This is a genomic window from Ruegeria sp. ANG10, assembly GCF_040705255.1.
Lineage (GTDB): Bacteria > Pseudomonadota > Alphaproteobacteria > Rhodobacterales > Rhodobacteraceae > Ruegeria.
Genome location: NZ_JBFCVU010000003.1, coordinates 449,236 through 470,970 on the forward strand (window position 1 = coordinate 449,236; position 21,735 = coordinate 470,970).

General features: G+C 57.2%; 20 protein-coding genes and 2 tRNA genes. 10 read left to right on the forward strand and 12 right to left on the reverse strand.

The features are described 5' to 3' along the window. Positions 1-53: 53 nt before the first annotated feature. From dnaG to AB1A64_RS09350, 3 genes are all read right to left on the reverse strand, one after another. Entirely contained in the window at positions 54-2,003 is a 1,950-nt protein-coding gene (gene dnaG, locus AB1A64_RS09340; RefSeq protein WP_366551154.1) for a DNA primase, read from the reverse strand. Between the two features lie 80 nt (positions 2,004-2,083). Further along, positions 2,084-2,380: a hypothetical protein gene (locus tag AB1A64_RS09345; protein WP_170513177.1), complete on the reverse strand. Its 297-nt coding sequence runs from the start codon at positions 2,378-2,380 to the stop codon at positions 2,084-2,086. Between the two features lie 149 nt (positions 2,381-2,529). Then, the gene (locus AB1A64_RS09350) at positions 2,530-3,960 is read right to left on the reverse strand and encodes a Glu/Leu/Phe/Val dehydrogenase (RefSeq protein ID WP_366551155.1); all 1,431 of its coding nucleotides are present in this window, start codon (positions 3,958-3,960) and stop codon (positions 2,530-2,532) included. Between the two features lie 327 nt (positions 3,961-4,287). Here AB1A64_RS09350 and AB1A64_RS09355 point away from each other — a divergent pair, with 327 nt between their 5' ends. The 3 genes from AB1A64_RS09355 to AB1A64_RS09365 are packed head-to-tail and all read left to right on the forward strand — an operon-like array spanning position 4,288 to position 7,223. Further along, positions 4,288-6,087, forward strand: a complete 1,800-nt coding sequence (locus AB1A64_RS09355) for a TadE/TadG family type IV pilus assembly protein (RefSeq protein ID WP_366551156.1) — start codon at positions 4,288-4,290, stop codon at positions 6,085-6,087. A gap of 8 nt (positions 6,088-6,095) precedes the next feature. Then, positions 6,096-6,617, forward strand: coding sequence for a TadE/TadG family type IV pilus assembly protein (locus AB1A64_RS09360; RefSeq protein WP_366551157.1), 522 nt, complete (start codon positions 6,096-6,098; stop codon positions 6,615-6,617). Beyond that, positions 6,618-7,223, forward strand: a complete 606-nt coding sequence (locus tag AB1A64_RS09365; protein WP_366551158.1) for a hypothetical protein — start codon at positions 6,618-6,620, stop codon at positions 7,221-7,223. On the opposite strand, the gene AB1A64_RS09370 is transcribed toward AB1A64_RS09365, so the two are convergent. Then, a complete protein-coding gene (locus tag AB1A64_RS09370) occupies positions 7,180-7,677 on the reverse strand; it encodes a hypothetical protein (RefSeq protein ID WP_366551159.1) in 498 nt (165 codons plus the stop codon). The genes AB1A64_RS09365 and AB1A64_RS09370 overlap by 44 nt on opposite strands. A 147-nt stretch (positions 7,678-7,824) precedes the next feature. Here AB1A64_RS09370 and AB1A64_RS09375 point away from each other — a divergent pair, with 147 nt between their 5' ends. Continuing rightward, positions 7,825-8,736, forward strand: a complete 912-nt coding sequence (locus AB1A64_RS09375; protein ID WP_366551160.1) for a pirin family protein — start codon at positions 7,825-7,827, stop codon at positions 8,734-8,736. Here AB1A64_RS09375 and AB1A64_RS09380 read toward each other — a convergent pair. After that, entirely contained in the window at positions 8,733-9,320 is a 588-nt protein-coding gene (locus tag AB1A64_RS09380) for a TetR/AcrR family transcriptional regulator (protein ID WP_366551161.1), read from the reverse strand. The genes AB1A64_RS09375 and AB1A64_RS09380 overlap by 4 nt on opposite strands. Positions 9,321-9,434: 114 nt before the next feature. On the opposite strand from AB1A64_RS09380, the gene AB1A64_RS09385 reads away from it, so the two are divergent. The 6 genes from AB1A64_RS09385 (at position 9,435) to AB1A64_RS09410 (ending at position 14,245) form a co-directional block, all read left to right on the forward strand. Beyond that, positions 9,435-9,668, forward strand: coding sequence for a hypothetical protein (locus tag AB1A64_RS09385; RefSeq protein ID WP_366551162.1), 234 nt, complete (start codon positions 9,435-9,437; stop codon positions 9,666-9,668). Positions 9,669-9,796: 128 nt separating this feature from the next. Beyond that, positions 9,797-11,083, forward strand: coding sequence for a homoserine dehydrogenase (locus AB1A64_RS09390; protein ID WP_366551163.1), 1,287 nt, complete (start codon positions 9,797-9,799; stop codon positions 11,081-11,083). A 70-nt stretch (positions 11,084-11,153) separates the two neighbouring features. Next, positions 11,154-12,137: a class II fructose-bisphosphatase gene (glpX, locus tag AB1A64_RS09395; protein ID WP_366551164.1), complete on the forward strand. Its 984-nt coding sequence runs from the start codon at positions 11,154-11,156 to the stop codon at positions 12,135-12,137. A gap of 93 nt (positions 12,138-12,230) precedes the next feature. After that, the gene (recJ, locus tag AB1A64_RS09400; RefSeq protein ID WP_366551165.1) at positions 12,231-13,973 is read left to right on the forward strand and encodes a single-stranded-DNA-specific exonuclease RecJ; all 1,743 of its coding nucleotides are present in this window, start codon (positions 12,231-12,233) and stop codon (positions 13,971-13,973) included. 98 nt (positions 13,974-14,071) lie between these two features. Next, a tRNA-Glu gene (locus AB1A64_RS09405) sits at positions 14,072-14,146 on the forward strand. Positions 14,147-14,170: 24 nt separating this feature from the next. Next, positions 14,171-14,245, forward strand: a tRNA-Glu gene (locus AB1A64_RS09410). Between the two features lie 9 nt (positions 14,246-14,254). On the opposite strand, the gene AB1A64_RS09415 is transcribed toward AB1A64_RS09410, so the two are convergent. From AB1A64_RS09415 to AB1A64_RS09445, 7 genes are read right to left on the reverse strand one after another with little or no spacing between them, the layout of a single operon-like run. After that, positions 14,255-16,096 carry a V-type ATP synthase subunit A gene (locus tag AB1A64_RS09415; protein ID WP_366551166.1) on the reverse strand — a complete coding sequence of 614 codons (1,842 nt, stop codon included), beginning with the start codon at positions 16,094-16,096 and terminating at the stop codon, positions 14,255-14,257. Further along, entirely contained in the window at positions 16,093-16,785 is a 693-nt protein-coding gene (locus AB1A64_RS09420; RefSeq protein ID WP_366551167.1) for a hypothetical protein, read from the reverse strand. Before AB1A64_RS09420 ends, AB1A64_RS09415 begins: the two co-directional genes overlap by 4 nt. Before the next feature lies 1 nt (position 16,786). Continuing rightward, the gene (locus AB1A64_RS09425) at positions 16,787-17,464 is read right to left on the reverse strand and encodes a hypothetical protein (RefSeq protein ID WP_366551168.1); all 678 of its coding nucleotides are present in this window, start codon (positions 17,462-17,464) and stop codon (positions 16,787-16,789) included. Beyond that, positions 17,464-17,907 (reverse strand): ATP synthase subunit C, encoded by a 444-nt coding sequence (locus AB1A64_RS09430; RefSeq protein WP_170348235.1) that lies wholly within the window; start codon positions 17,905-17,907, stop codon positions 17,464-17,466. The genes AB1A64_RS09425 and AB1A64_RS09430 overlap by 1 nt, the downstream gene beginning before the upstream one ends. After that, positions 17,904-19,700 (reverse strand): V-type ATPase 116kDa subunit family protein, encoded by a 1,797-nt coding sequence (locus tag AB1A64_RS09435; protein ID WP_366551169.1) that lies wholly within the window; start codon positions 19,698-19,700, stop codon positions 17,904-17,906. The genes AB1A64_RS09430 and AB1A64_RS09435 overlap by 4 nt, the downstream gene beginning before the upstream one ends. Continuing rightward, positions 19,697-20,302: a V-type ATP synthase subunit D gene (locus AB1A64_RS09440; protein WP_366551170.1), complete on the reverse strand. Its 606-nt coding sequence runs from the start codon at positions 20,300-20,302 to the stop codon at positions 19,697-19,699. The genes AB1A64_RS09435 and AB1A64_RS09440 overlap by 4 nt, the downstream gene beginning before the upstream one ends. After that, complete coding sequence (locus AB1A64_RS09445; RefSeq protein WP_366551171.1) at positions 20,280-21,641, reverse strand: V-type ATP synthase subunit B; 1,362 nt, start codon at positions 21,639-21,641, stop codon at positions 20,280-20,282. Before AB1A64_RS09445 ends, AB1A64_RS09440 begins: the two co-directional genes overlap by 23 nt. Positions 21,642-21,735: the final 94 nt, after the last annotated feature.

The following is a 21,735-nucleotide window of genomic DNA, read 5'->3' on the forward strand; positions in this document are numbered from 1 at the left end:
TCGGCCACCCGTTTACCTGTTTTTCTTTTCCAGTGCCTTACGAAAACACCACTTCACCGGCGTTTCCGTTCAAAATTGATGCCCGACATGATTGCCTTGAACGCATCTTTCTCGTCGCGGTTGATCCGCGCGCCATTGTCGGCGATGTCGAAAACGGCCCTGTCCTCATTCTGGCTGCGGCTTGTGCGGTTGCGCTCTTCGGCGGCTTGCGCCAGACGGTACGTCAACGCCTCATCGGCCAGATCGGACAGTTCCTCTGCAGCTTCGGCAATCTCAGCATCCAACCCCCGGAGCGCTTTGATCTTTGCGAGTTCCTCGGCCAGAGTCATCTCGGCCTTTTCAACGTCGCCTGGTTTGTACACACAGGGGATTACTGCGACATGGCGAAGGGCCAGCAGGTTTTCAAGGGCTTGGGGCCCCAAAGTTTCGGCTATGTGATCTTTCAGGTTGTCAGGATCATCAATCGCGTGGCGCAGGATCGCATGGCGCAGGGCCGCGTGGTCGGGATCGCGGCACTCCATATCCTCCAATTGATGCTCGAATTGTACAACGACTTCGGGGTTTAGCGCGGCAATGGCCAGAATAGCCGCTTCGCGAAGTTGAATCTCGGCACCTTCGGACGAGGCCAAAAACGATGCCCGCGCGTCAGGCGTTGCTGGCTGTTTCTGCGGTTGCCATTTGCCCCGAGGTTGCCATTGGCGGTTCCCTGATTGCCGCTGCGGGCGGAACAATTGCCACCGCAGATCCTTGATCTCTTGCCCGTAATGCGAGCGGATCGAAGGATCACGGATCAGTTTGATTTTGTCCCTCAGCACCTTATCCAACGCTGCCTTACGTTCCGGGCTGTCAAAGACCTTGCCTTCGGTTTCGCGCTGCCACAGCAATTTGACCATCGGAATGGCCCCATCCAGCACGGCCTGCACCGCCCCTGCCCCTTCGGCACGCAACAGGTCGTCGGGGTCCTTGCCTTCGGGCATCAGGGCGAAGCGCAGGGATTTCCCGGCCTCCAGCAACGGCAGAGCCAGATCAACCGCGCGCATGGCGGCCCGCAGACCCGCGGTGTCGCCATCCAGCGCAATGATAGGTTCGTCCGAGATACGCCACAGCAACTGCAACTGATGCTCGGTAATCGCGGTACCTAGCGGCGCGACCGAGGCACCAAACCCGGCCTCTGCCAGAGCAATCACGTCCATGTACCCTTCGGCCACGACCAAGGGCAGCCCTTTGCCCGCAGACTGCCGTGCGGGCCCGTGGTTATAGAGGCTGCGCCCCTTGTCGAATAAATCGGTCTCGGGCGAGTTCAGATATTTTGCCTTGTCGGCCGGGTCCATCGCCCGCCCGCCAAAGGCGATGCAACGTCCGCGCGGGTCGCGGATCGGGAACATGATCCGATTGCGGAACGTATCATAAGGCTTTTTGCCCTTGTTCGACGGCTTGGCCAAACCCGCGCCAAGGATCAGATCCTCGGCCACATTCTTACCCCGCAGATGATCCCAAAGCGCCTGCCAACCGTCGGGGGCAAAGCCAATTTCCCACCGCTCCAACGCCTGAGCATCCAACCCGCGGCGTGATAGGTAATCGCGCGCCGCACCTCCTGCCCCAGTCTTCAGCTGCAGGCGGAAGAACTGCACCGCCTGCTCCATCACCTCGGCCAGTTGCGAGCGGCGGTCCTGCTTTTCCTGTGCTTTGGGGTCGCGTGCGGGCATCGGCATCCCGGCCTCGCGCGCCAGAATCTCAACCGCTTCGATGAACGAGACATTCTCGGTCTCTTTCACAAAGCTGATCGCATCGCCTTTGGCGTGACAGCCAAAACAGTAATAGAATCCCTTTTGGTCATCGACATGGAAGGATGCGGTCTTTTCGTGATGGAACGGGCATGGCGCCCACATGTCGCCCTTGCCCTGATTGGACTTGCGGGCATCCCACATGACCTTGCGCCCAACGACCTGAGACAAGCTTAGGCGGGTGCGCAGTTCATCTAGAAATCCAGGGGGCAGTGACATGGGTCAAACTTGGCAGAAATGAAAACGCGCGCCAAGGGGAAGGCGCGCGGTTGTCCACAGAGAAATTGTGATCCTGTGGATTATTGCTGCAAGCACAGCTCTAACCAGGCGGCACCCAGGTCTTTTTTGCGAACGTCGCGCATCTTTTGCTCATAGACCCAAGGAGCGATCAACGGGATGGCGGCGTTGTAGTTTTCGGGCCAAGCCGGGCTTGTATCAGCGACCGCTTGCGGCACGTCGCGCTCCTTGACCTTATCCAGCCGGGCTTTTTGGATCGCTGCAACGACATCGGCTTGGTACTGGCAACTTTGTTCTTTGGTTTCCTCAGCAGCCAGAGGTGTAGCCAACAAAAGGGCCGCGATGGCGGTACGCAACATGGGGATCTCCCGGAATCGTTTCTTTCGCGGCAGCTTACCTGTCAGGCGCACTGCCTGCCATCTTACTTTTCACCGCTTGAGGTCAATTTAGGCCGGACAGCAACAGGGGCAATCGGATCGTGGCCCGACCGCCCCTATAAAGCAAAGGATCAAAGCCCCTTGGCGCGATAGCTTTTCGAGACGCGATCAATGGCCACGATATAAGCCGCCGTCCGCAGATCTTCGACATCATCACGGCTGTGCCAAACCTCGCGCATGGATTGGTAGGCAATGCGCATCGTGTCATCGAGGCCCGAACGAACCAATTCCAGCTCATCCGCACCTTTGAGGTATTTGGCCTTGAAGTTCGGGGACATCGACCAGGCATCACCCAGATAACGGTCAAGCCGCTCCAGCTCGCTGACGATCAATTCGTGACGCGCTTCTTCCTGACGACGCTGCATCCGGCCAAAGCGGATATGGCTGAGGTTCTTCACCCATTCAAAGTAAGATACCGTCACACCACCGGCATTCGCATACATATCCGGAATGATTACAGTGCCCTTCTTGCGCAGGATTTCATCCGCGCCAGCCGTCACAGGACCATTCGCCGCCTCGATGATCAAGGGTGCCTTGATCCGCTCGGCATTCGTCAGGTTGATGACCCCTTCGAGAGCCGCCGGAATGAGGATGTCGCAGTCTGCTTCCAAAACCTCGGCACCTTCGGCAGAATGCGTTGCATCCGGATAATCGCTTACACCGCCATGCTTGACGATCCACTGTCGGACCGATTCAACGTCAATCCCGTCGGGATTATAGAGCGCACCATCCCATTCGACGATGCCGACAATGCGAGAGCCATCCTCTTCACTCAGGAACTTTGCGGCGTGATATCCCACGTTGCCCAACCCCTGCACGACAACGCGCTTGCCGTCCAGCTTGCCGGAGAGGCCTGCCTTTTGCACGTCCTCAGGGTGGCGGAAGAACTCACGCAATGCGTATTGAATGCCCCGCCCCGTGGCTTCGACACGTCCGGCGATACCGCCGGCATTCAGCGGCTTCCCGGTGACACAGGCACGCGCATTGATATCGGTTGTGTTCATCCGTGCGAACTGGTCCGCAATCCACGCCATCTCGCGCTCGCCCGTGCCCATATCGGGCGCAGGCACGTTCTGAGACGGGTTGATCAAGTCGCGCTTGGCCAATTCATAAGCAAAACGCCGCGTGATCTGTTCCAGCTCATGCTCTTCATATTTCCGGGGATCGATGCACAAGCCACCTTTCGAGCCGCCAAACGGCGTCTCAACCAAAGCACACTTGTATGTCATCAGTGCCGCCAGAGCTTCGACTTCGTCCTGATTCACCGCTAGGGCGTAACGAATACCGCCCTTGACCGGCTCCATATGCTCGGAGTGAACAGACCGATATCCGGTGAAAGTATGAATCTCACCCCGCAGGCGAACGCCGAAACGCACAGTGTAGGTCGCGTTGCAGACCCGGATTTTCTCCTCCAACCCCGGAGGCAGGTCCATCAGGGACGCTGCCCTGTTGAACATGAGGTCCACACTCTCGCGAAAGCTGGGTTCTTTAATGGCCGTCATTTAATCCTCCGTGCCAGCGAACGGTCTACGTTCTGACGTTTTGTCGCACCCATTGGGTAAACGATCAATAATTAAGCAGAAATAAAACTCGAAAAACGCATCAAAAATACTGCGGCGGTCGCTGAGTCGCCCAATTCGGCACCCAGCATCGAAATTGTCGCCCAATTGAAAACAGAGACGCGTGTTGCCCGCAAATTATCCCACTTTCACCCGCAAACCAGCCGACTCTGCGGCATTTCCGCCTAAATCCCGCCACGATTCGGCGTTAATTTTCGAGAGTTAATATTTCCTTAGCAGTTTGGATGTCTGCTCAGCGAGGTCATCAATATGAAGAAACGCGCATTTAAAAACGGCAGTAATATATTTGAGCAAGCCGTCTCATCGGCTGATCGTTTTTCGCGAGACGAAGATGGCGGAGTGTTCACGATCTTCGTAGCACTCGGCTTTCTCCTCATATTTGCGACAGCCGGTATCGGCGTGGACATCATGAATTTTGAGCGCGACAGGGCGAGCCTCCAAGGCGCGCTGGATCGTGCTGTTCTTGCAGCGGCCAACGTAAAGCAGGAACTCCCCCCGAAAGATGTTGTCCTCTCTTATATTGAAAAGTCCAACGTCCGAGGCGAGCTTACGGGAGAGCCTATCGTTGAAGACGAGCCTGACATTGGACAAAGAAAAGTTACGGCGCACGCTGCAGTCGACGTAAAGACGCACTTTATGTACTTTTTCGGATATCCCACGTTGAAGGCATCGGTCACGAGCGTCGCGGAAGAGGCCATTGGGTCTGTAGAAATCTCTCTAGTTCTGGATATCTCTGGGTCGATGGGCCAAGATTCAGCAACGAAGGTCACAATGGAAGATGGCTCAGAAAGAACCTTAACAAAGCTCGAAGCGCTTCAAGACGCGGCCACACAATTCGTTACGACGATGTACGAAAAAGAAAACCCGGACAAGATTTCGATTTCAATCATACCTTACAACAATCAGGTGAACGCTGGACCAAATATCCTCGACAACATGCCGGGTGTAACCACTGAACACAATTATTCGCACTGCGTAGATTTTTCGGACACTGCTACGGATAATGATTTCGAGGAATACTGGATCGATCCGGCAGAGAGTCTTAACAGAGCGGCGCATTTCGACCTTTGGAGCCGCGGGGACGATTACAGATCTGAAGCACGCACAAATCAGGTCTGCACCACCCGAGCGGGCAGTTCGATTACGCCGGTGACGAACGTTATTTCTGACCTGCACGATCAGATCGCAGCCATGACACATGGTGGAAACACATCGATTGATATCGGAGTCAAATGGGGTGCCGCACTGCTGGACCCGCAGTTCCAGCCTGTAATAAACAGTTTAACCAGGCAGGATGCGAATCCAGGAGTGAGCACAAAGAAGGTGGTTCCGACAACCTTCGACAACCGTCCGCTGGAATACGAATCCAATGTCAAAAAGGTCCTGGTCGTCATGACCGACGGCCAGAACACTGAAAATTGGGTGCTGGACGACGAATATCGTAGTGGACTTTCGGATGTTTGGTACAACCCCAACTATGAATATACTGGAAGGGTTTATTGGAGAGATTCGAGGGGTCGAAGTCGTTCTAGTAACCGTACCTGGCGTGGCGAATACAGCGTTCGCATCTCAGAAGATCCGCCAGTGTACCACTGGACCCGGCATAACCAGCAAAATAGCTCTTATGCTGATACCAATGACAATTCAGTACCCTTTGGAGGTGAAGCGGACGATCAATCTGTGCGCCTTACCTATCCCGAACTGTGGAATCGCGTAAATCTGGACTGGAATGCCGCGTATAACTATTCTTGGCAGGACAACCATGATAACACTTGGCATTGGAACGCCTTTACTGAAATTAGCAGGACTACAAAAGACACTCGGCTGCAGGAAATCTGCGGTGCCGTCAAAGGCAAGAATGTAGATATCTATGGCATTGCCTTCGAAGCACCAACCAATGGCGTTACGGCAATTAACAATTGCTCCAGCGGCGAAGGTTTCTTTTTCGAAGTTAACGATGGTGGCTCGCTGGGAACTGATAATCTTTCGCTGGCACAGGTGTTTCAAACCATCGCTGCGTCGATCAAACAACTGAGGCTGACGCAATGATCCGTAAAATGCTGAAAAAGGCGGTGCGGATAAAGCGCTCGGAAGACGGGAATATTACCGTCGAGTTCGTCATCCTGTTCCCTCTTTATATGTTCTTCATTCTGGGCGTCATCGAATACGCGATGGTTTCAATTCAGCAAGCGATGCTGGATCGGTCCATGGACTTGGTCGTGCGTGATATTCGCCTTGGGATCAATTTGGAAGACACGCAGCACGATACCATCAAGGATGCCATCTGCGATAATATGGTTGTGATGCAGGGATGCTCCAATAACTTGTTGCTCGAAATGATTGTTCAGGATCCGTACAGTGGGGTGAATCTTCCTGAGGAAGCAACCTGCGTTGATCGAGAGGAAGAGGTTCAGCCTGTCACCGAATTCCAAAGCGGTGGGTCGAACGCACTGATGATTTTGCGCGCATGCGCAAAGATCGATCCGATTTTACCGACAACAGCAATGGGGCGCGCTGTGTCCGGCGATGATGGTCTGGTTACGCTTACGTCGTTGACCACTTTTGTTCAGGAGCCTTAAATGAAACGCCTTTCTTCATGTATCCGGCATCTATTTAGCTCTTTCATAAGTCGTGAACGTGGCAGCCTGTCTATGGAGACAGCTCTGATTTTCCCTGTCTTTGTATGGAGCATCACGCTGACATACACGTATTTTGACGGTTTTAGCGAAAGCACAGCCAACGTTAAAGCTGCGTACACGGTAAGCGACTTGATCTCGCGTGAGGGTGAAATAGACCTGACCGACAACTACGCGCAGTCCATGTACTCGATTTTCAATCGAATGGTGCGAGACAATTCTCCCCTGAATATGCGTTTGTCCTTTGTTAGGTTTGAGAAGGGAGGGGACGGCGAAGAAGATACCCATACCGTCGTGTGGACCACACGTTGCGGGTATGACAGTGCTTGGTCCAATGACAATATCGCCGACTTGGCCGACCGTCTTCCTGAGATGGCGGACCTAGACACTTTGATCGTCGTTGAAACATCGAAAGCCTATGTTCCCCTTCTCAATACGGGCTGGCTGAACAGAGACCACGAATTTGAAAACATCGTTTTCACACGGCCGCGTTTCTCCCCTCAAATCACGGAAGATTTTTCTCCTGTGTTTTGTCAGCAGGATGTATAACCAAAGCCTGCAGTATTTCGCACATGAACTTGGTTTCGGCGGCCGTTGTTACCCCGCCGACACCCACCCGGCGTCCCAATCGCCACCACAGGCCAGGCGCCCAGCTATTTTCCGCACTTTCCCGTGTCTTAAGAAGAAACCCGTTTGAGGGTTTGAACGCAAAGACACCCCGGTCAATGCTCTCGATATCTTCGACCTTGGCAATCAGTTGCCCTGCCCCGGTTCTGAGTTCGGTTTGCGTCAACTCGATCGCATCATCGGTCGCGAACCACATTCGGTAGGCCAGCCAAAAAGACGCACCACCCACCACAAGCAGGAAAACCAGCCATATCGGTTCTGATGGATGCGACAACGCGACATACAGAACAAGCACACCGACACAGCCCAACATTCCCGTGCCCAGCCAACGTCTGGCGATTGAGGGCCTGATGGTGGCCAAAACCTCTTGTTGCATGTGACTCCCCGATATTTTCGTCACGGTTTAACGGTTTTGTTCTGGGAATGACAGAGGGGTAGATTTCCGCACAGCACCCGTTCTTTTCTGCTGATTGACCCGACCCGCGCTTATCATACATGCAAGCCAAAGCTATTGGAGGTCACAATGTCCCTACGACCAGTTTTGGAAACCCGTAAATCCACACCAACGCTTGAGGGCGCGGGCGTAAAACTGCATCGCGCGTTCGGGTTTCAGGACCCGTCTGAACTGGACCCCTTCTTGCTGTTTGACGACTTTCGCAATGAGAATCCGCTGGATTATCAGGCGGGTTTCCCATGGCACCCTCATCGTGGCATCGAAACGATCACCTACGTTCTGGCGGGCACCGTTGACCACTCGGATTCGCTGGGCAACAGCGGGACATTGGGCGCCGGAGATGTGCAGTGGATGACAGCCGGGTCTGGGATTTTGCATCAGGAAATGCCGACAGGTAACCCTGCGGGCCAAATGCACGGATTCCAGTTGTGGGGCAACCTGCCCTCGGCACAGAAAATGACTGCGCCGCGCTATCAGGACGTACAAAGCAAGGACATCCCGGAAATCACCGATGATGACGGGACAATTGTGCGTGTGATTGTAGGCGAGTTCTGGGGAAAGACCGGCCCGGTCGATGGGATCGCGGCCGACCCGCAATATCTGGACATTCAGATCCCCGCAGGGGTCAAAAAAACATTCCGGATAGATACCTATCGCCGTGCTTTCGCATATGTGTTTGAAGGTCAGGCTGCGTTTGCCGACGCCTCGCAACCAACCGGCGTCCTGCTGGAAAAAGAGTTTTCAGGGCAAGAGGTTAACATTCGGGACATGTCCGGTGATCGCACGCTTGTCCGCTTTGGCAGCGGCGATGAGATCACGGTGCAGGCCGGGGCTGAAGGTGTGCGATTCCTTTTGATCTCAGGGGCACCGATTGCCGAACCCGTAGCCTGGCACGGGCCAATTGTCATGAACACACGGTCCGAATTGGAGCAGGCCTTTCGCGAATTACGCAATGGCACGTTCATTCGACCGGCTCACTAGGTCGAGACCGATCTGCGCACCATGTCCCAATAGACCTGCTCGACCTCGTCCAGCGACAAACGTCCACCCACGCGATACCAGGTCATAACCCCATTCAGCATAGCAATGACGGCAAGGGTGGCGATCTTGGTGTCCGCGATATCGAACGCCCCACCCTGCTGCCCACGGCGCAAGATAGTTTCAAGCGCGTTTTCATAGCTGCGCCGCAGGGCTTCGATTTCCGAGAAGTTTTCGGGTGTCAGGTTGCGCAATTCCATATAGGCAATGAACACCTCATCCGGGCGTTCCAGGTGAAAGCGGATGTGGAACCCCACGAACTGGCGTAAGGCATCGGACGCATCGGCAGGATGGTTAAGGTCATCATAGGCCGAAAGCAGATCCTGCATGTGTTCGTGCATCAGGCGGAATAGCAGGCTTTGTTTGTCCGGCGTGTAATTGTACAGCGCCCCGGCCTGCACCCCAACCTCGGACGCGATCTGGCGCATCGAGACCGCCGCATAGCCGTGACGGGCGAACAAACCCAGCGCCGCCTTGCGAATGCGTGGGCCGGTAATATCGGAATGTGAACCTTGCGTGCGTGCCATCCCCACACCGTATCTGAACGTTTGTTCAGATAGAACCCCGCTTGAACCAAACTGCCAAAAGGTGCATCACAGTTTCAGTCGATGTTGAATGAGTTTTGCATGAAACCCCTGCCTTTGCTGATCCTGATGCTTGCCTGTGCGGGATGCGCCGATTTTCCAGAGCTGGAAGGGCGCGAGTTGCCGGATCTTGAATCAGCACGCTATCCCAAGCTTATTCCGCTGCAGGAAAATCTCGGCCCGGCCGTCGATCCGGTGAATGAGGCCGCTGCGGTCGAAGAAGACTTGATTTCGCGGCGTGAGGAGCTTGAGAAAAAATCAGAAGAACTCCAGAACGCGGAAATCAACTAAGCCCCTACGATTAAGCCCCGTCCGGGACCGGTACGCATTGCGCCCTAGCGCTGAACCCGCTAAGGCAGCGCTGAACGGGCAAAAGGCCCGATACCACGGAAATTTTCGAGCGGAAAGGAACCCACGGGATGACACAGGCGCTGCGGCTGGGAATTGCGGGCTTGGGAACGGTTGGCGTGGGTGTCGTAAAGATCATCCGTCGCCACGCAGACCTGCTGCAGGCGCGCACGGACCGATCTGTCGAGATCGTTGCCGTATCGGCGCGCGATGCGAACAAGGATCGCGGTGTGAACCTGTCGGACTACGCCTGGGAAACCGATCCCGTGGCGTTGGCGAAGCGTGATGACATCGATGTGTTTGTCGAACTGATCGGCGGCGAAAACGGCCCGGCCAAAGCCTCGGTCGAGGCGGCGCTGGCCACCGGCAAGGACGTGGTAACTGCGAACAAGGCGCTGCTGGCGATCCACGGTCAGGACCTGGCTGAAAAGGCCGAAGCAGCCGGTCGTGTGATCCGGTTCGAGGCCGCTGTTGCAGGCGGTATCCCGGTGATCAAGTCGCTGACCGAAGGACTGGCCGGGAATGAGATCACCCGCGTCATGGGCGTGATGAACGGCACCTGCAACTATATCCTGACCCGCATGCAATCGCAGGAACTGGGCTATAACGCGCTGTTCGAGGAATGCGCGCAGCTTGGGTACCTTGAGGCCGATCCGAACCTCGACGTGGGCGGCATCGACGCGGCGCATAAGCTGGCGTTGCTGTCCTCGATCGCCTTTGGCACCAAGCCGAACTTCGATGGAATCCAGATCGAAGGCATTCAGCAGATAACCTTGGAAGACATTCATCAGGCCGCCGATATGGGCTATCGCATCAAACTGCTGGGAGTCGCGCAACGTTCGGCCCGTGGTTTGGAACAGCGGATGCAGCCTTGCCTGGTGCCCAGCAGCTCGCCCCTAGGGCAGTTGGAAGGCGGCACCAACATGGTGGTGATCGAGGGCGACGCGGTCGAGCAGGTCGTTCTGCGCGGCCCCGGTGCCGGCGAAGGCCCCACAGCCAGCGCCGTAATGGGCGATGTCTGCGATCTGGCACGCGGGCTGCAAATCCCGACCTTTGGCCGGCCCGCAACCTCGTTGCAGGATGCCAAACCCGCCGTGACCGGCCTGCCCGCCCCCTATTATCTGCGCCTTGCCCTGTTCGACAAACCCGGTGCGCTGGCCAAAGTGGCGGCCATTCTGGGCGATGCAGGCGTTTCGATCGACCGGATGCGCCAATACGGTCACACCGAAAGCACCGCTCCGGTTCTGATCGTCACCCACAAAACCACACGCGCCACGCTGGACGTTGCTCTGAACGGGTTGCGGGAAACGGATGTGGTGGCGGATGAGCCCGTTGCATTGCGCATTGAAGAGGTTTGACCCTTGCGGCCTGCCTAATACGCAGGCTATGCCGAAGAAAACGCCGATACTGACCTGAGGATAGTGAAAAATGAGTGCTGCCAAGATTGATTTCAACGACCGACTGTTGTCTCTGGGCCTTGCGCGGGTCGCAGAACAGGCCGCACTGGCGTCCGCCTCTCTGGTTGGGCGTGGCGACGAAAAAGCCGCCGATCAGGCAGCAGTAAACGCCATGCGCGAACAGCTGAACCTGCTGGATATCGCAGGCGTCGTTGTTATCGGCGAAGGCGAACGCGACGAGGCGCCGATGCTGTATATCGGCGAAGAAGTCGGCACCGGAAACGGCCCCGGCGTGGATATCGCGCTGGACCCGCTGGAAGGCACCACCTTGACTGCCAAGGACATGCCGAACGCCCTGACCGTGATTGCCATGGGCCCGCGCGGTTCGATGCTGCATGCGCCTGACGTTTACATGGACAAGCTGGCCATTGGTCCGGGTTTCCCCGAAGGTGTGGTCAATCTGGACATGTCGCCCCGCGAACGGGTCGAAGCACTGGCCAAGGCCAAGGATTGCAAGCCCGCAGATATCACCGTGTGCATTCTGGAGCGTCCCCGTCACGAAGCGATGATCGCTGAGGTCCGCGAAACCGGCGCTTCGATCCGCCTGATCACCGATGGTGACGTGGCCGGTGTCATGCACTGCGCCGAAAGCGAAGAAACCGGAATCGACATGTATATGGGCCAAGGCGGCGCGCCCGAGGGCGTTCTGGCGGCTGCTGCACTGAAATGCATGGGCGGGCAGATTTTTGGCCGTCTGTTATTCCGCAATGATGACGAACGCGGGCGCGCCGCCAAGGCAGGCATCACCGATCTAGACCGGGTTTATTCGCGCGACGAAATGGTCACCGCCGACGTGATCTTTGCCGCAACCGGTGTGACCGGCGGCTCGCTGCTGCCGCGCATCAAACGCGAACCTGGCTGGGTCGAAACCACCACGCTGCTGATGCGGTCGAAAACCGGTTCGGTCCGCCGCATGTCGTACCGCACTCCGATGTGGCCCCACGACAAGGCGTGATGGCTTGCGCCATTGCCTTCGGCGAGAGTATTTGGAAAAAGATGAAGAGGCCGGATCCGAGAGGGTCCGGCCTTGGCGCATAAGAGGCACACCATGAGTTATCTTGGGGTTGAGCAGTCACTATCCGGGCGACGTTGGGTCGGCCCTGCGCCCGACGTTGAGCGGGCCGCTGAAATGCTGATCCAACAGGCCGGTCTGCCCCGCGCGGTGTGTCAGGTTCTGGCGCGGCGCGGTGTCTCTGCTATGGAGGCGTCCGGGTTTCTGGAACCCAAACTGAAAGAACTGCTGCCCGACCCGCGCGACATGAAGGATATGGAAAAAGCCGCGACGCGATTCCTGTCAGCGGTCAGGAACAAGCAGCGGATCGCAGTGTTCGCGGATTATGACGTGGATGGCGGCAGTTCTGCGGCTTTGCTGCTGGTTTGGCTGCGGCAGATGGGCCTGCAGGCTACTTTGTACGTGCCCGACCGAATTGACGAGGGCTATGGCCCCAACGTGCCCGCCATGCAGGAACTGGCCGCCACGCATGACCTGATTATCTGCGTTGATTGCGGCACGCTGAGTCACGAACCGATTGCAGCCGCCAAGGGAGCGGACGTGATCGTTCTGGACCACCATCTGGGCGGCGAAACTCTGCCCGACTGTGCCGCCGTGGTGAATCCGAACCGGCAGGATGAAAGTGGCGATCTTGGTTACCTCTGCGCCGCCGGGGTCGTGTTTCTGATGCTGGTCGAAGCCGGACGTCAACTGCGTGAGGCAGGTGTAAAGGGGCCTGACTTGATTGGTCTGCTGGATCTCGTGGCGCTGGCGACCGTGGCTGATGTGGCCCCGCTGATCGGGGCAAACCGGGCGCTAGTGCGACAAGGCCTGAAGGTTATGGCCCAACGGCAAAGGCCCGGTCTTGTGGCGCTGTCGGATGTGGCGCGCATGGATTCTGCACCGAACAGTTATCACCTAGGGTTTCTGCTGGGGCCGCGCGTAAACGCGGGCGGACGCATTGGTCAGGCGGACCTGGGCGCACGGTTGCTGAGCACAGAATCGATGCATGAGGCGCAGGCACTCTCTCAACGCTTGGACGAATTGAACACCGAGCGTCGTGACATCGAAAACGCCGTGCGTGCCGCAGCGTTGGAGCAGGCCGAGGAACGCGGTCTGGATGCGCCGCTGGTATGGGCTGCGGGCGAAGGCTGGCACCCCGGTGTGGTCGGCATCGTGGCCTCGCGTCTGAAGGAAAACGCCAACCGCCCCGCGATTGTCATCGGCTTTGACGGGGATGAGGGCAAAGGCTCGGGCCGTTCGATCTCGGGCGTTGATCTGGGTGCGTCCATCCAGCGGCTTGCCGCCGAAGGGTTGCTGGTCAAAGGCGGCGGCCACAAGATGGCGGCGGGCCTGACCGTGATGCGCGACCAGTTGGAACCTGCCATGGCGCGGCTCAGTGAATTGCTGGCCAAACAGGGTGCGGGTGAAGGCGGTCCGGCCGATTTGAAACTAGACGGCACCCTGATGCCCGGCGCAGCTACTATTGATCTGATCGAACAGATAGAAAAAGCAGGCCCGTTTGGGGCCAGCGCCCCTGCCCCGCGATATGCGCTGCCCGACCTACAGGTGCGCTTTGCCAAACGCGTTGGTGAATCGCATCTGAAACTGTCCCTGTCCGACGGGATTGGTGGCGGTCTGGATGCGATCGCCTTTGGGGCCTTTGACGGTCCGATGGGCGAAAAGCTGTCAAATCACGGCGGCGCGCGCTTTCATTTCGCCGGGCGGCTGGAAGTGAACTCATGGGGCGGACGCCAAAGCGTGCAACTTCGGCTTGAAGACGCGGCAGAGGCGATTTAAGCCCGATTTCGGGCCTGGGAAAAAACTTTCCCATCCTTGCATTTTTCGGCTTGCGGGGGTCCGGGCGAAACCGTAAAAGGCCCTCCACAAGCCAGCGTGGCCCGTTCGTCTATCGGTTAGGACGCCAGGTTTTCAACCTGGAAAGAGGGGTTCGATTCCCCTACGGGCTACCACTTGTGCATATGCCATTGGCAAATGGCCCGTTCGTCTATCGGTTAGGACGCCAGGTTTTCAACCTGGAAAGAGGGGTTCGATTCCCCTACGGGCTACCACTTCTTTCGTTAGATACCAAACTTCTCATGGCACAGATTTTGTATCTGCCCCCAGATTGATTTGAATTCCGGTGTGTTTTCCGCCGCATAGTGAAAGTTCTTCATCAATCCGGTGAGCTGCGTAAAGACCTGCCGAACCTCGGCCTTGTCAGCGAACTCCGCATTAGATTGGGTCACGTCATAGACCAGCTTAAAGGTCATCTTTTGACGTTCCAGCGGCACTGTCGCGTCCACTTTGTCAAACGCGTCCTGCTGCAGGTATACCATATCAACAAACAGCGCTTTTTGCTGGGTTACGAAATCTTGGATCGTGACGCCCTCTTCCCCGGTCACCTGCATCATCTGATCGACCTGTTCGCCTTTTTCGATCAGGGCCAGCAAATCGCGGACCTTGCTGGTCCAACCCGGTTCGGCGTTTTTGTCGTACCAGTCGGACAATTGGTCCGTATATCGCGACCAACTGAGCATCGGATCGACCGCAGGATAAAACCGCTTGTACGCGCGTTCCGAAGACAGGCCGAGGAAGCATTTCACCGTGGACAAGGTCGATTGCGTGACTGGCTCGTCAAAGTTACCGCCGGCGGGCGAGACGGTTCCGATCAAGGTAAGGCTGCCCAAATCGCCGTCATTGGTTTTCACTGCCCCGGCGCGCTCGTACAAACCCTTGATCGAGCTTTCAAGATAGGCTGGAAAGCCCTCTTCGCCCGGGATTTCTTCAAGTTTACCTGATGTTTCTCGCATCGCCTGCGCCCAGCGGCTGGTGCTGTCGGCGATCAGCAACACGTCATACCCCATCTGTCGATAGTATTCGCCAAGAGTGATGCCGGTGAAGATCGAGGCCTCGCGCGCGGCAACCGGCATGGACGACGTGTTGCAGATGATGATCGTACGATCCATCAGACTGCCACCCGTGGTCGGGTCGGTCATCTTGGGAAACTCGTGGATCGTTTCCACCACTTCACCCGCCCGTTCGCCACAGGCCACGACAATGACGATATCCACCTTAGCATTGCGCGCGATCAGGTTTTGCAAAACTGTTTTACCCGCCCCGAACGGCCCAGGAATACAGGCCGTCCCCCCGCGCGCTATGGGAAAGAACGTGTCGATCAGACGCTGAGAGGTCAGGACCGGTTCGGTCGGATACAACCGCTCTGACAGCGCGCGCTTCAGAATGCTTTCCGGCAAGGGCCGCCGAACTGGCCACTTCTGACATAAGGTCAACGTGTGTTCGCCGCCTTGCTCATCTTCCAGACGGGCCACTATGTCGTGGATCGTGGCCGCGCCCTTTTGTACCCAGATGACCTTGTAACCGCCCATCCAGTTAAACGGCAGCATGATCTTATGGGTGAAGTGTCCCTCGGGGACCGTTCCGATGCTGTCACCGGCCGTCACCGTATCCCCGACCTTGACCGACGGGCTGAACGACCATTTCGCCTGATCGTCCAGCGGTGCCACATCCGCCCCGCGGGGCAGGAAGGTGCCAAAATCAGCCGCTACTTTGGGCAAAGGCGATTGCAACCCGTCGAACACCTGCCCCAACAAACCCGGCCCCAGCTCGACCGACAGCAATTGGCCGGACTGTTCGACCGGATCGCCCACAGCAACCCCGTCGGTGCTTTCGTAAACCTGTACATCCGCCGTATCGCCACGCACCCGTAGCACCTCGGCCTTCAGGCGTTCCTGTCGCCCACCCGGCCCGGGGCGTGTCGGCAGGATAAAGACCACTTCGTTCTTGACCAACTGCCCGGGCTGGCCCGAGGCGTCATGGTTGGCCTGTATCTGAACCAGCCCCTCTTGCACCGAGACGACGCGGGCAGTGGCGGTCTGTTTGGCTGAGGTTGGGGCGGTCATGAGTTTGCTCCGTCAAAATCGATCTCCGCGACATTGGCCATGGCCTGCTTGGCCAGATGCTCAAATCTCTTGGCCGCCTCCTGCGCATTGCTTTGCGCCCAGCGGTCGAAAATGTTCCAGATCAGCACGTAGATCACCACTGCTTCGAAATCGAAATAATGGCGGGCAGCGTGGCGTTTCAGTTGCTTGTGGCTGACCGACAAGAGCAGCCGTTCCAAGCCCAAAGGATCTGCAGCGTCCAGTAGTTGCTGGGCTTCTTTGATCCAAGGCATCGAACCTTCCAGTCGAAAGCTCGGGTCGTTCCAATTGGCCGGGATATGGCGGGCCCAACGCCCCATACCGAAAGACCCGGCAGGCGGGTTGCCCCCTTGTTTGCGCAGGCGCAGCGCGGCCACCACAGTACGCAAGTCCATCCGCTCAATAAGCATCTTGCGCAAGGTAGGCTGCGAAATATCGCGCAACGCCTCCTTGCAGCGCCCAATGGCCTGCGCGTCGGTTACCCCCATGTCGTAATCGCCCCAGTTCAAAGCATGTTCCAACACCTTCAAAACGCGCGCATCCTCGGGTGTCAGCGCCGTCAAACGTCGATCCAGCCGCAACCGAGACAGGGGCGGCTGTTTGGCGACAAACAACCGCTCCGACCCCGGTAAACTGCTGATCAGCGCGATATAGGCGTCAGGGTTTGGCATCCTAACGGATCACCCCCTCTAGAACGGCCCGGAAACGCGGTTGTAGATGCTCCATCAGCAACGAGGCCACCGCTTTTTCCGTCAGGTCCAGAGCAACGCCTTGATCGTCCGCCCGCACCCGTATGCCACCCTCGGCATCATCCGAGGCATGCAGTTCGACCTGCTCGCGCAGCATTTCCGCGGTCAGGCCCAGTACATATTTGGTGAGCTTGCCAGATTGGATATCGTCGGCGTTCTGTTTGATATCCTCTTGCGTGGCGATCTTGGCGGGCAGAATTACCTCTACTTTTCCGTCCAGATTGGCGCCTTCTCCCGCACGGCCCACAACCTCGAGTATCATCTGCTTCAGCAGGCCTGGGTCAGCCATTTCCTTGGTGACTAGACGTTCGACATCTTCACGGAACCGGTCCGTCAGCCCGGCTTTCATGGTCAGCACCGCATCCCGCATGGCAGTGTTCAGCGCCTCTTCGCCCGCTGCGCGGTAGTTGTCAGAATCCGTGCGGGCTTTCTTTTGATACGCGTCCGCCTCGCGTTTTGCGTCGGCCAGTATCTTCGCCGCTTCAGCCTTGGCGTCAGCGCGCAGTTTCTCAGCATCCGCCTGGCCAGCGGCCACCCCATCATTGCGCAGCTTGTCGATCAGCGCGTCAACACCGTGAGAGATCATGCCATCCTGCGCCATCAGCTTATCCCCGCGCTAATAACCAAGGCAAAGACGAAGGCAAAGACGCCAAAGCCTTCGATAATTGCAGCAGGTGCCAGCGACAGCCCAAAGATTTCCGGCTTTTCCTTGGTTGCGTTGATTGCTGCGGCACAGGCCCGGCCCTGCCAGATTCCGCAATACATCAAGGCGATGCCCGACAAGATGCCGATCCCAAACAACCCACCCGCATTTTCAGGCGTCACCTCACGGTTCAGGGTGAACATGATGACAATGCCATAGATCACCATGGTCGACGGAAAGGCCGAAACGCCGACGAACCGGCCATAGCCCCCCTCGGTCTCGGTCATGGCACCGATGCTGGCCATTCCGGCAATCGAGCAGCCAATAGCGCTTGCCGCCGCCCCCAGTGCCATCGGTGCGTAAATCCCCAGCCAACCCAATGTAAGAACAAGCTCATTCATTCCTGAACCTCCTTGCGGGCAAACGGGCGAAAGACGATGCCTTCGTCCGGCAAACCCCATTTAAAGAATTCGATGTAATTGAGACGCAACCCGTGGACGACGCCGCTCATCATCGCGAGGGCAAAGTTCAGGGCGTGACCGACGATCAGGATAAGCAGCGCGAATAGGATGCCGGGCCCCTTCAGCGCGTGCATCACTGACACCGCCAGATCGTTGAACGTGATCGCCAGCGAGGCTGAGGCCAAGCCCAGCGCAAACAGGCGCATATAGCTGAGGACATCACCAAACGCGCCCATGGCTCCGGCCAGGGCTTGGATGCCGCCAATCAGACGCCATAACCAATCGATTGGCCTGTTGATCTGACGGTCGCTGGAAAACCAAAGGATCGCCAGAACGCCCGCGCCAAGGATCACCGCACCCGGTGTCGCAGAGTTCCCTTTCATATAGCTGAGCCACAGAACAAACCCGCCGATCAGCGCGGCAATCCAACCCAAATTGGCAATCGCCTTGCGCTGCCCCCAGGCGGCGTGGGCGGCCAGTGCATTGGCCAGCACCAGATGCAGAACTCCCACAACGATCGAGACCATCATCATGGCACCAAAATTGTTCAGATCGAGCAGTTTCACCTTGGCGAGGATCGACCCTTCCGGCGGTGACACACCGAAATAACTGCCCACCAGAACGCCATATACAATCGTCGCGCCCGAAATGATCAATCCGTACCGACGCCATGATTTCAGACCGGCGGTTCCGTTCATTCGTTTCCAAAACAGCAGCAAGCCCAACAGTATGATCGCACCGTACCCCGCATCAGCCACAATCATGGCAAAGAAGAACGCGAAGGACACGGCGACGATAACGCTTGGGTCCCAATCCTTATAACCCGGCACTTGATAAAACAGCGCCAAGTCTACGGCAGCGTTACGTATTTCTGGCTGTTCTAACAGCGTGGGTGGTGAGTCTTCGGGGCCTGGGTCCTCGATCAGAATAGCAGCGTCCTTGCCCTTCGCCATGTCCAGCACGGCATCAACGCGATCTTCTGGCACCCAGCCCTGAAGGGCAAACATCGCCTCTTCGTCACGCACTTTCTGTGTCGCATGGGCAAGCTCTGCCGCGCTCTCGGCCACTGACAAGTTTTGGCGCATCAGTGTCAGATAGCGGGTTTGGGCGACCCGTTCTGCCTCAAGCGCTTCGATGGCAATTTCTGCCTCTACCAACTGGGCTTCAAGCTCATGAATCGGCAGTGAACCCGTATGGGTGCGCGGTACTGGCAGAATGTCGTCGGCTGGCTCATCCGACGAGATCAGGACGGCATAGATAAACCTATGGTCCTGCTCCAGAATCGCCCAGGGCAGCGTCAGGTCATTCAAAGCATCACGATGCTTTAAAGGCAGTTGGTAGAACCAAAGCCGGTTGCCTGCCAGAACGTCATCGGGGGGAAAATCCAGATCGCCCCACGGCCGCACCTTCGCAATGCGATCGGCCAGAAAATCACGCCTGTCTGTCATGTCGCGGCTGCGCTGCATCAGGTCGCGCACATCCTTGACAAACTGATCCATATTAAAGTCCGTGCCGCGCTGGATTTGGCGGCGTGGCTCAGGCACTTCTGTCAGGAATCGCAATGCCTTATAGGCATCTCTTGCACCACGCGCGTTGATCTTTTCCGGCTCAGTTGGCGGCGGGGCCAGTTGCAGGACATGCATGCACCCCAGTGCTTGCAACGCCTCAAGCGTTTCGGTTTTCTGCGCCGCCCGTCCTACCAGCGAGAGCTTTTTGAGGCGCGCGATACTCATGTCGCCGCCTCTTGCGCATGTTTGCGCTTGGAAATTTTCGAGCGGACGACGGCCTGCATCTGCTCGTCACTCAGGTAGATGCGAATTTTCTTGATATTGGCCTTGGCGCGCGGGATCAAAACCTTTTCGAACAGGTTCACCCGCTGCGTAATCGTGGCAACGGCCTTGTCAAAAATCCTGACCCGCTCTTCGGATACTTTGACCCGCAGGCGCGCCTCGATCATGTCATGCAGCAACTGCGCCGCGGCATCGACCCAATGGGGTTTTGCCAACAGCGAATAGGGGCGCACAGCAACCTCTATCCGGTCCAGATCAGGCATCTTGACGCCGACCACGTTGACCTCTTTGATCTTGTAGTCTTTCAGTTCCACCAGCCCGTCCAGATCAATGCCTTGCTGCGCGAGCATTGGCAGCTTTGCCCCCACCTGCTGGGCCAACTCTAATACCTCGTCCTCTAGTCGCCTCACCTCCTCACGGGCTTTCACACGTTCCGCCATCAACTGCTGGCGCTTGAGGTCCAGTGACGGCAGGAACCGCTCATAGCTTTTTAGCTGAGTCTGCTCGCGGGCGAGCGACGACTTATTCAGCTGCAACCGGGCCATCGGCATCCTTTGGGAAATACTTGTCGACCAGAGCTTGCTTCATCAGCAATTGTTCCGGAGCAAAACACTCGGCCAGGGTTTTCCAGCCCAAATCCAGCGCGTCCTCAAGTGGGATCGAGACATTGAAATCCATGAAGCGCTTACGGAACAGCGCACCGAATTTCAGCAGTTGGTGATCGTAATCCGACAGATCGAACGCCATCGCCTGCTTCTGCGCGGCGTCGCGGCTTTCTGAATAAAACCGGATCATCGTGTTCATGATCTGCCCGTGGTCTTCGCGGGTCGTCTTACCAACTACGTTCTGCTTGAGGCGCGACAGGCTGCCGAACGGGTCGATCACACCCGAATGCAGGTAAATCTGGCCTTCGGTGATATAGCCCGTGTTGTCCGGCACCGGATGGGTCACGTCATTGCCCGGCATTGTCGTCACGGTCAGCACGGTGACCGAACCGCCCTTGGCGTAATCGCACGCCTTTTCGTACCGGCGCGCCAGTTGTGAATAGAGGTCACCCATATATCCGCGCTGCGACGGTACGCGTTCCTGACTGATGCCGACCTCTTTCATCGCATCGGCGAAAGCGGTCATGTCAGTCATCAGAACCAGCACACGCTTGCCCTCTTCCACCGCGAATTTCTCGGCCACGGCCAACGCCATATCCGGCACCAAAAGGCGTTCGACCAGTGGGTCCATCGCCTGATTGACGAACATTACCGTGCGAGAGAACACACCCGCATCCTCAAAGGAGGTGCGGAACGTGTGATAGTCATCAAAGATCAGCCCCAGCCCGCCGAACACCACGATATCGGCATCGGCCTGAATACCGATTCGGCTGAGAAAGGCGTTGAACGGCTCACCTGAGACCGAAAATATCGGAATCTTCTGACTTTCGACAAGCGTGTTGAACACGTCGATCATCGGCACATCCGTGCGTATCATCTTGTTCGGAACCGCACGCTCGGCCGGGTTTACGGTGGGACCACCGATGTCGATGCGCGGCTCGGCAGACAGGTCCGGCCCACCGTCGATCGCCACCCCCGCCCCATCGAACACGCGCCCCAATATGTTGGCCGAATACGGCGTCTGCATCGGGTGGCCAAGAAAGGTCGCTGTCGCCTCGGTGGATATGCCCTTGGTGCCCGAGAACACTTGCAACGTCACCACGTCCCGGTCGATTAAGATCGCCTGCGCCAGAGTTTTGCGGCCATCCACCGTCTCGATCACAGCCAGATCGTTGAACCGAACAGCCGGGTCGCGAGAGCCATCAATCGGCACCCGAACCTTGATCGTGTCTCCGACAATTTCCAGAACACGCGTGTACTTCAACAGGCTTCGGGACATTACCTACCCCCATGCGTCAAAGAGATTTTCAGCAAATTCGCCACGGTGGTCAGTGGCATTTTTTGTAATTGTAATGACAGCTTACAACGAATTC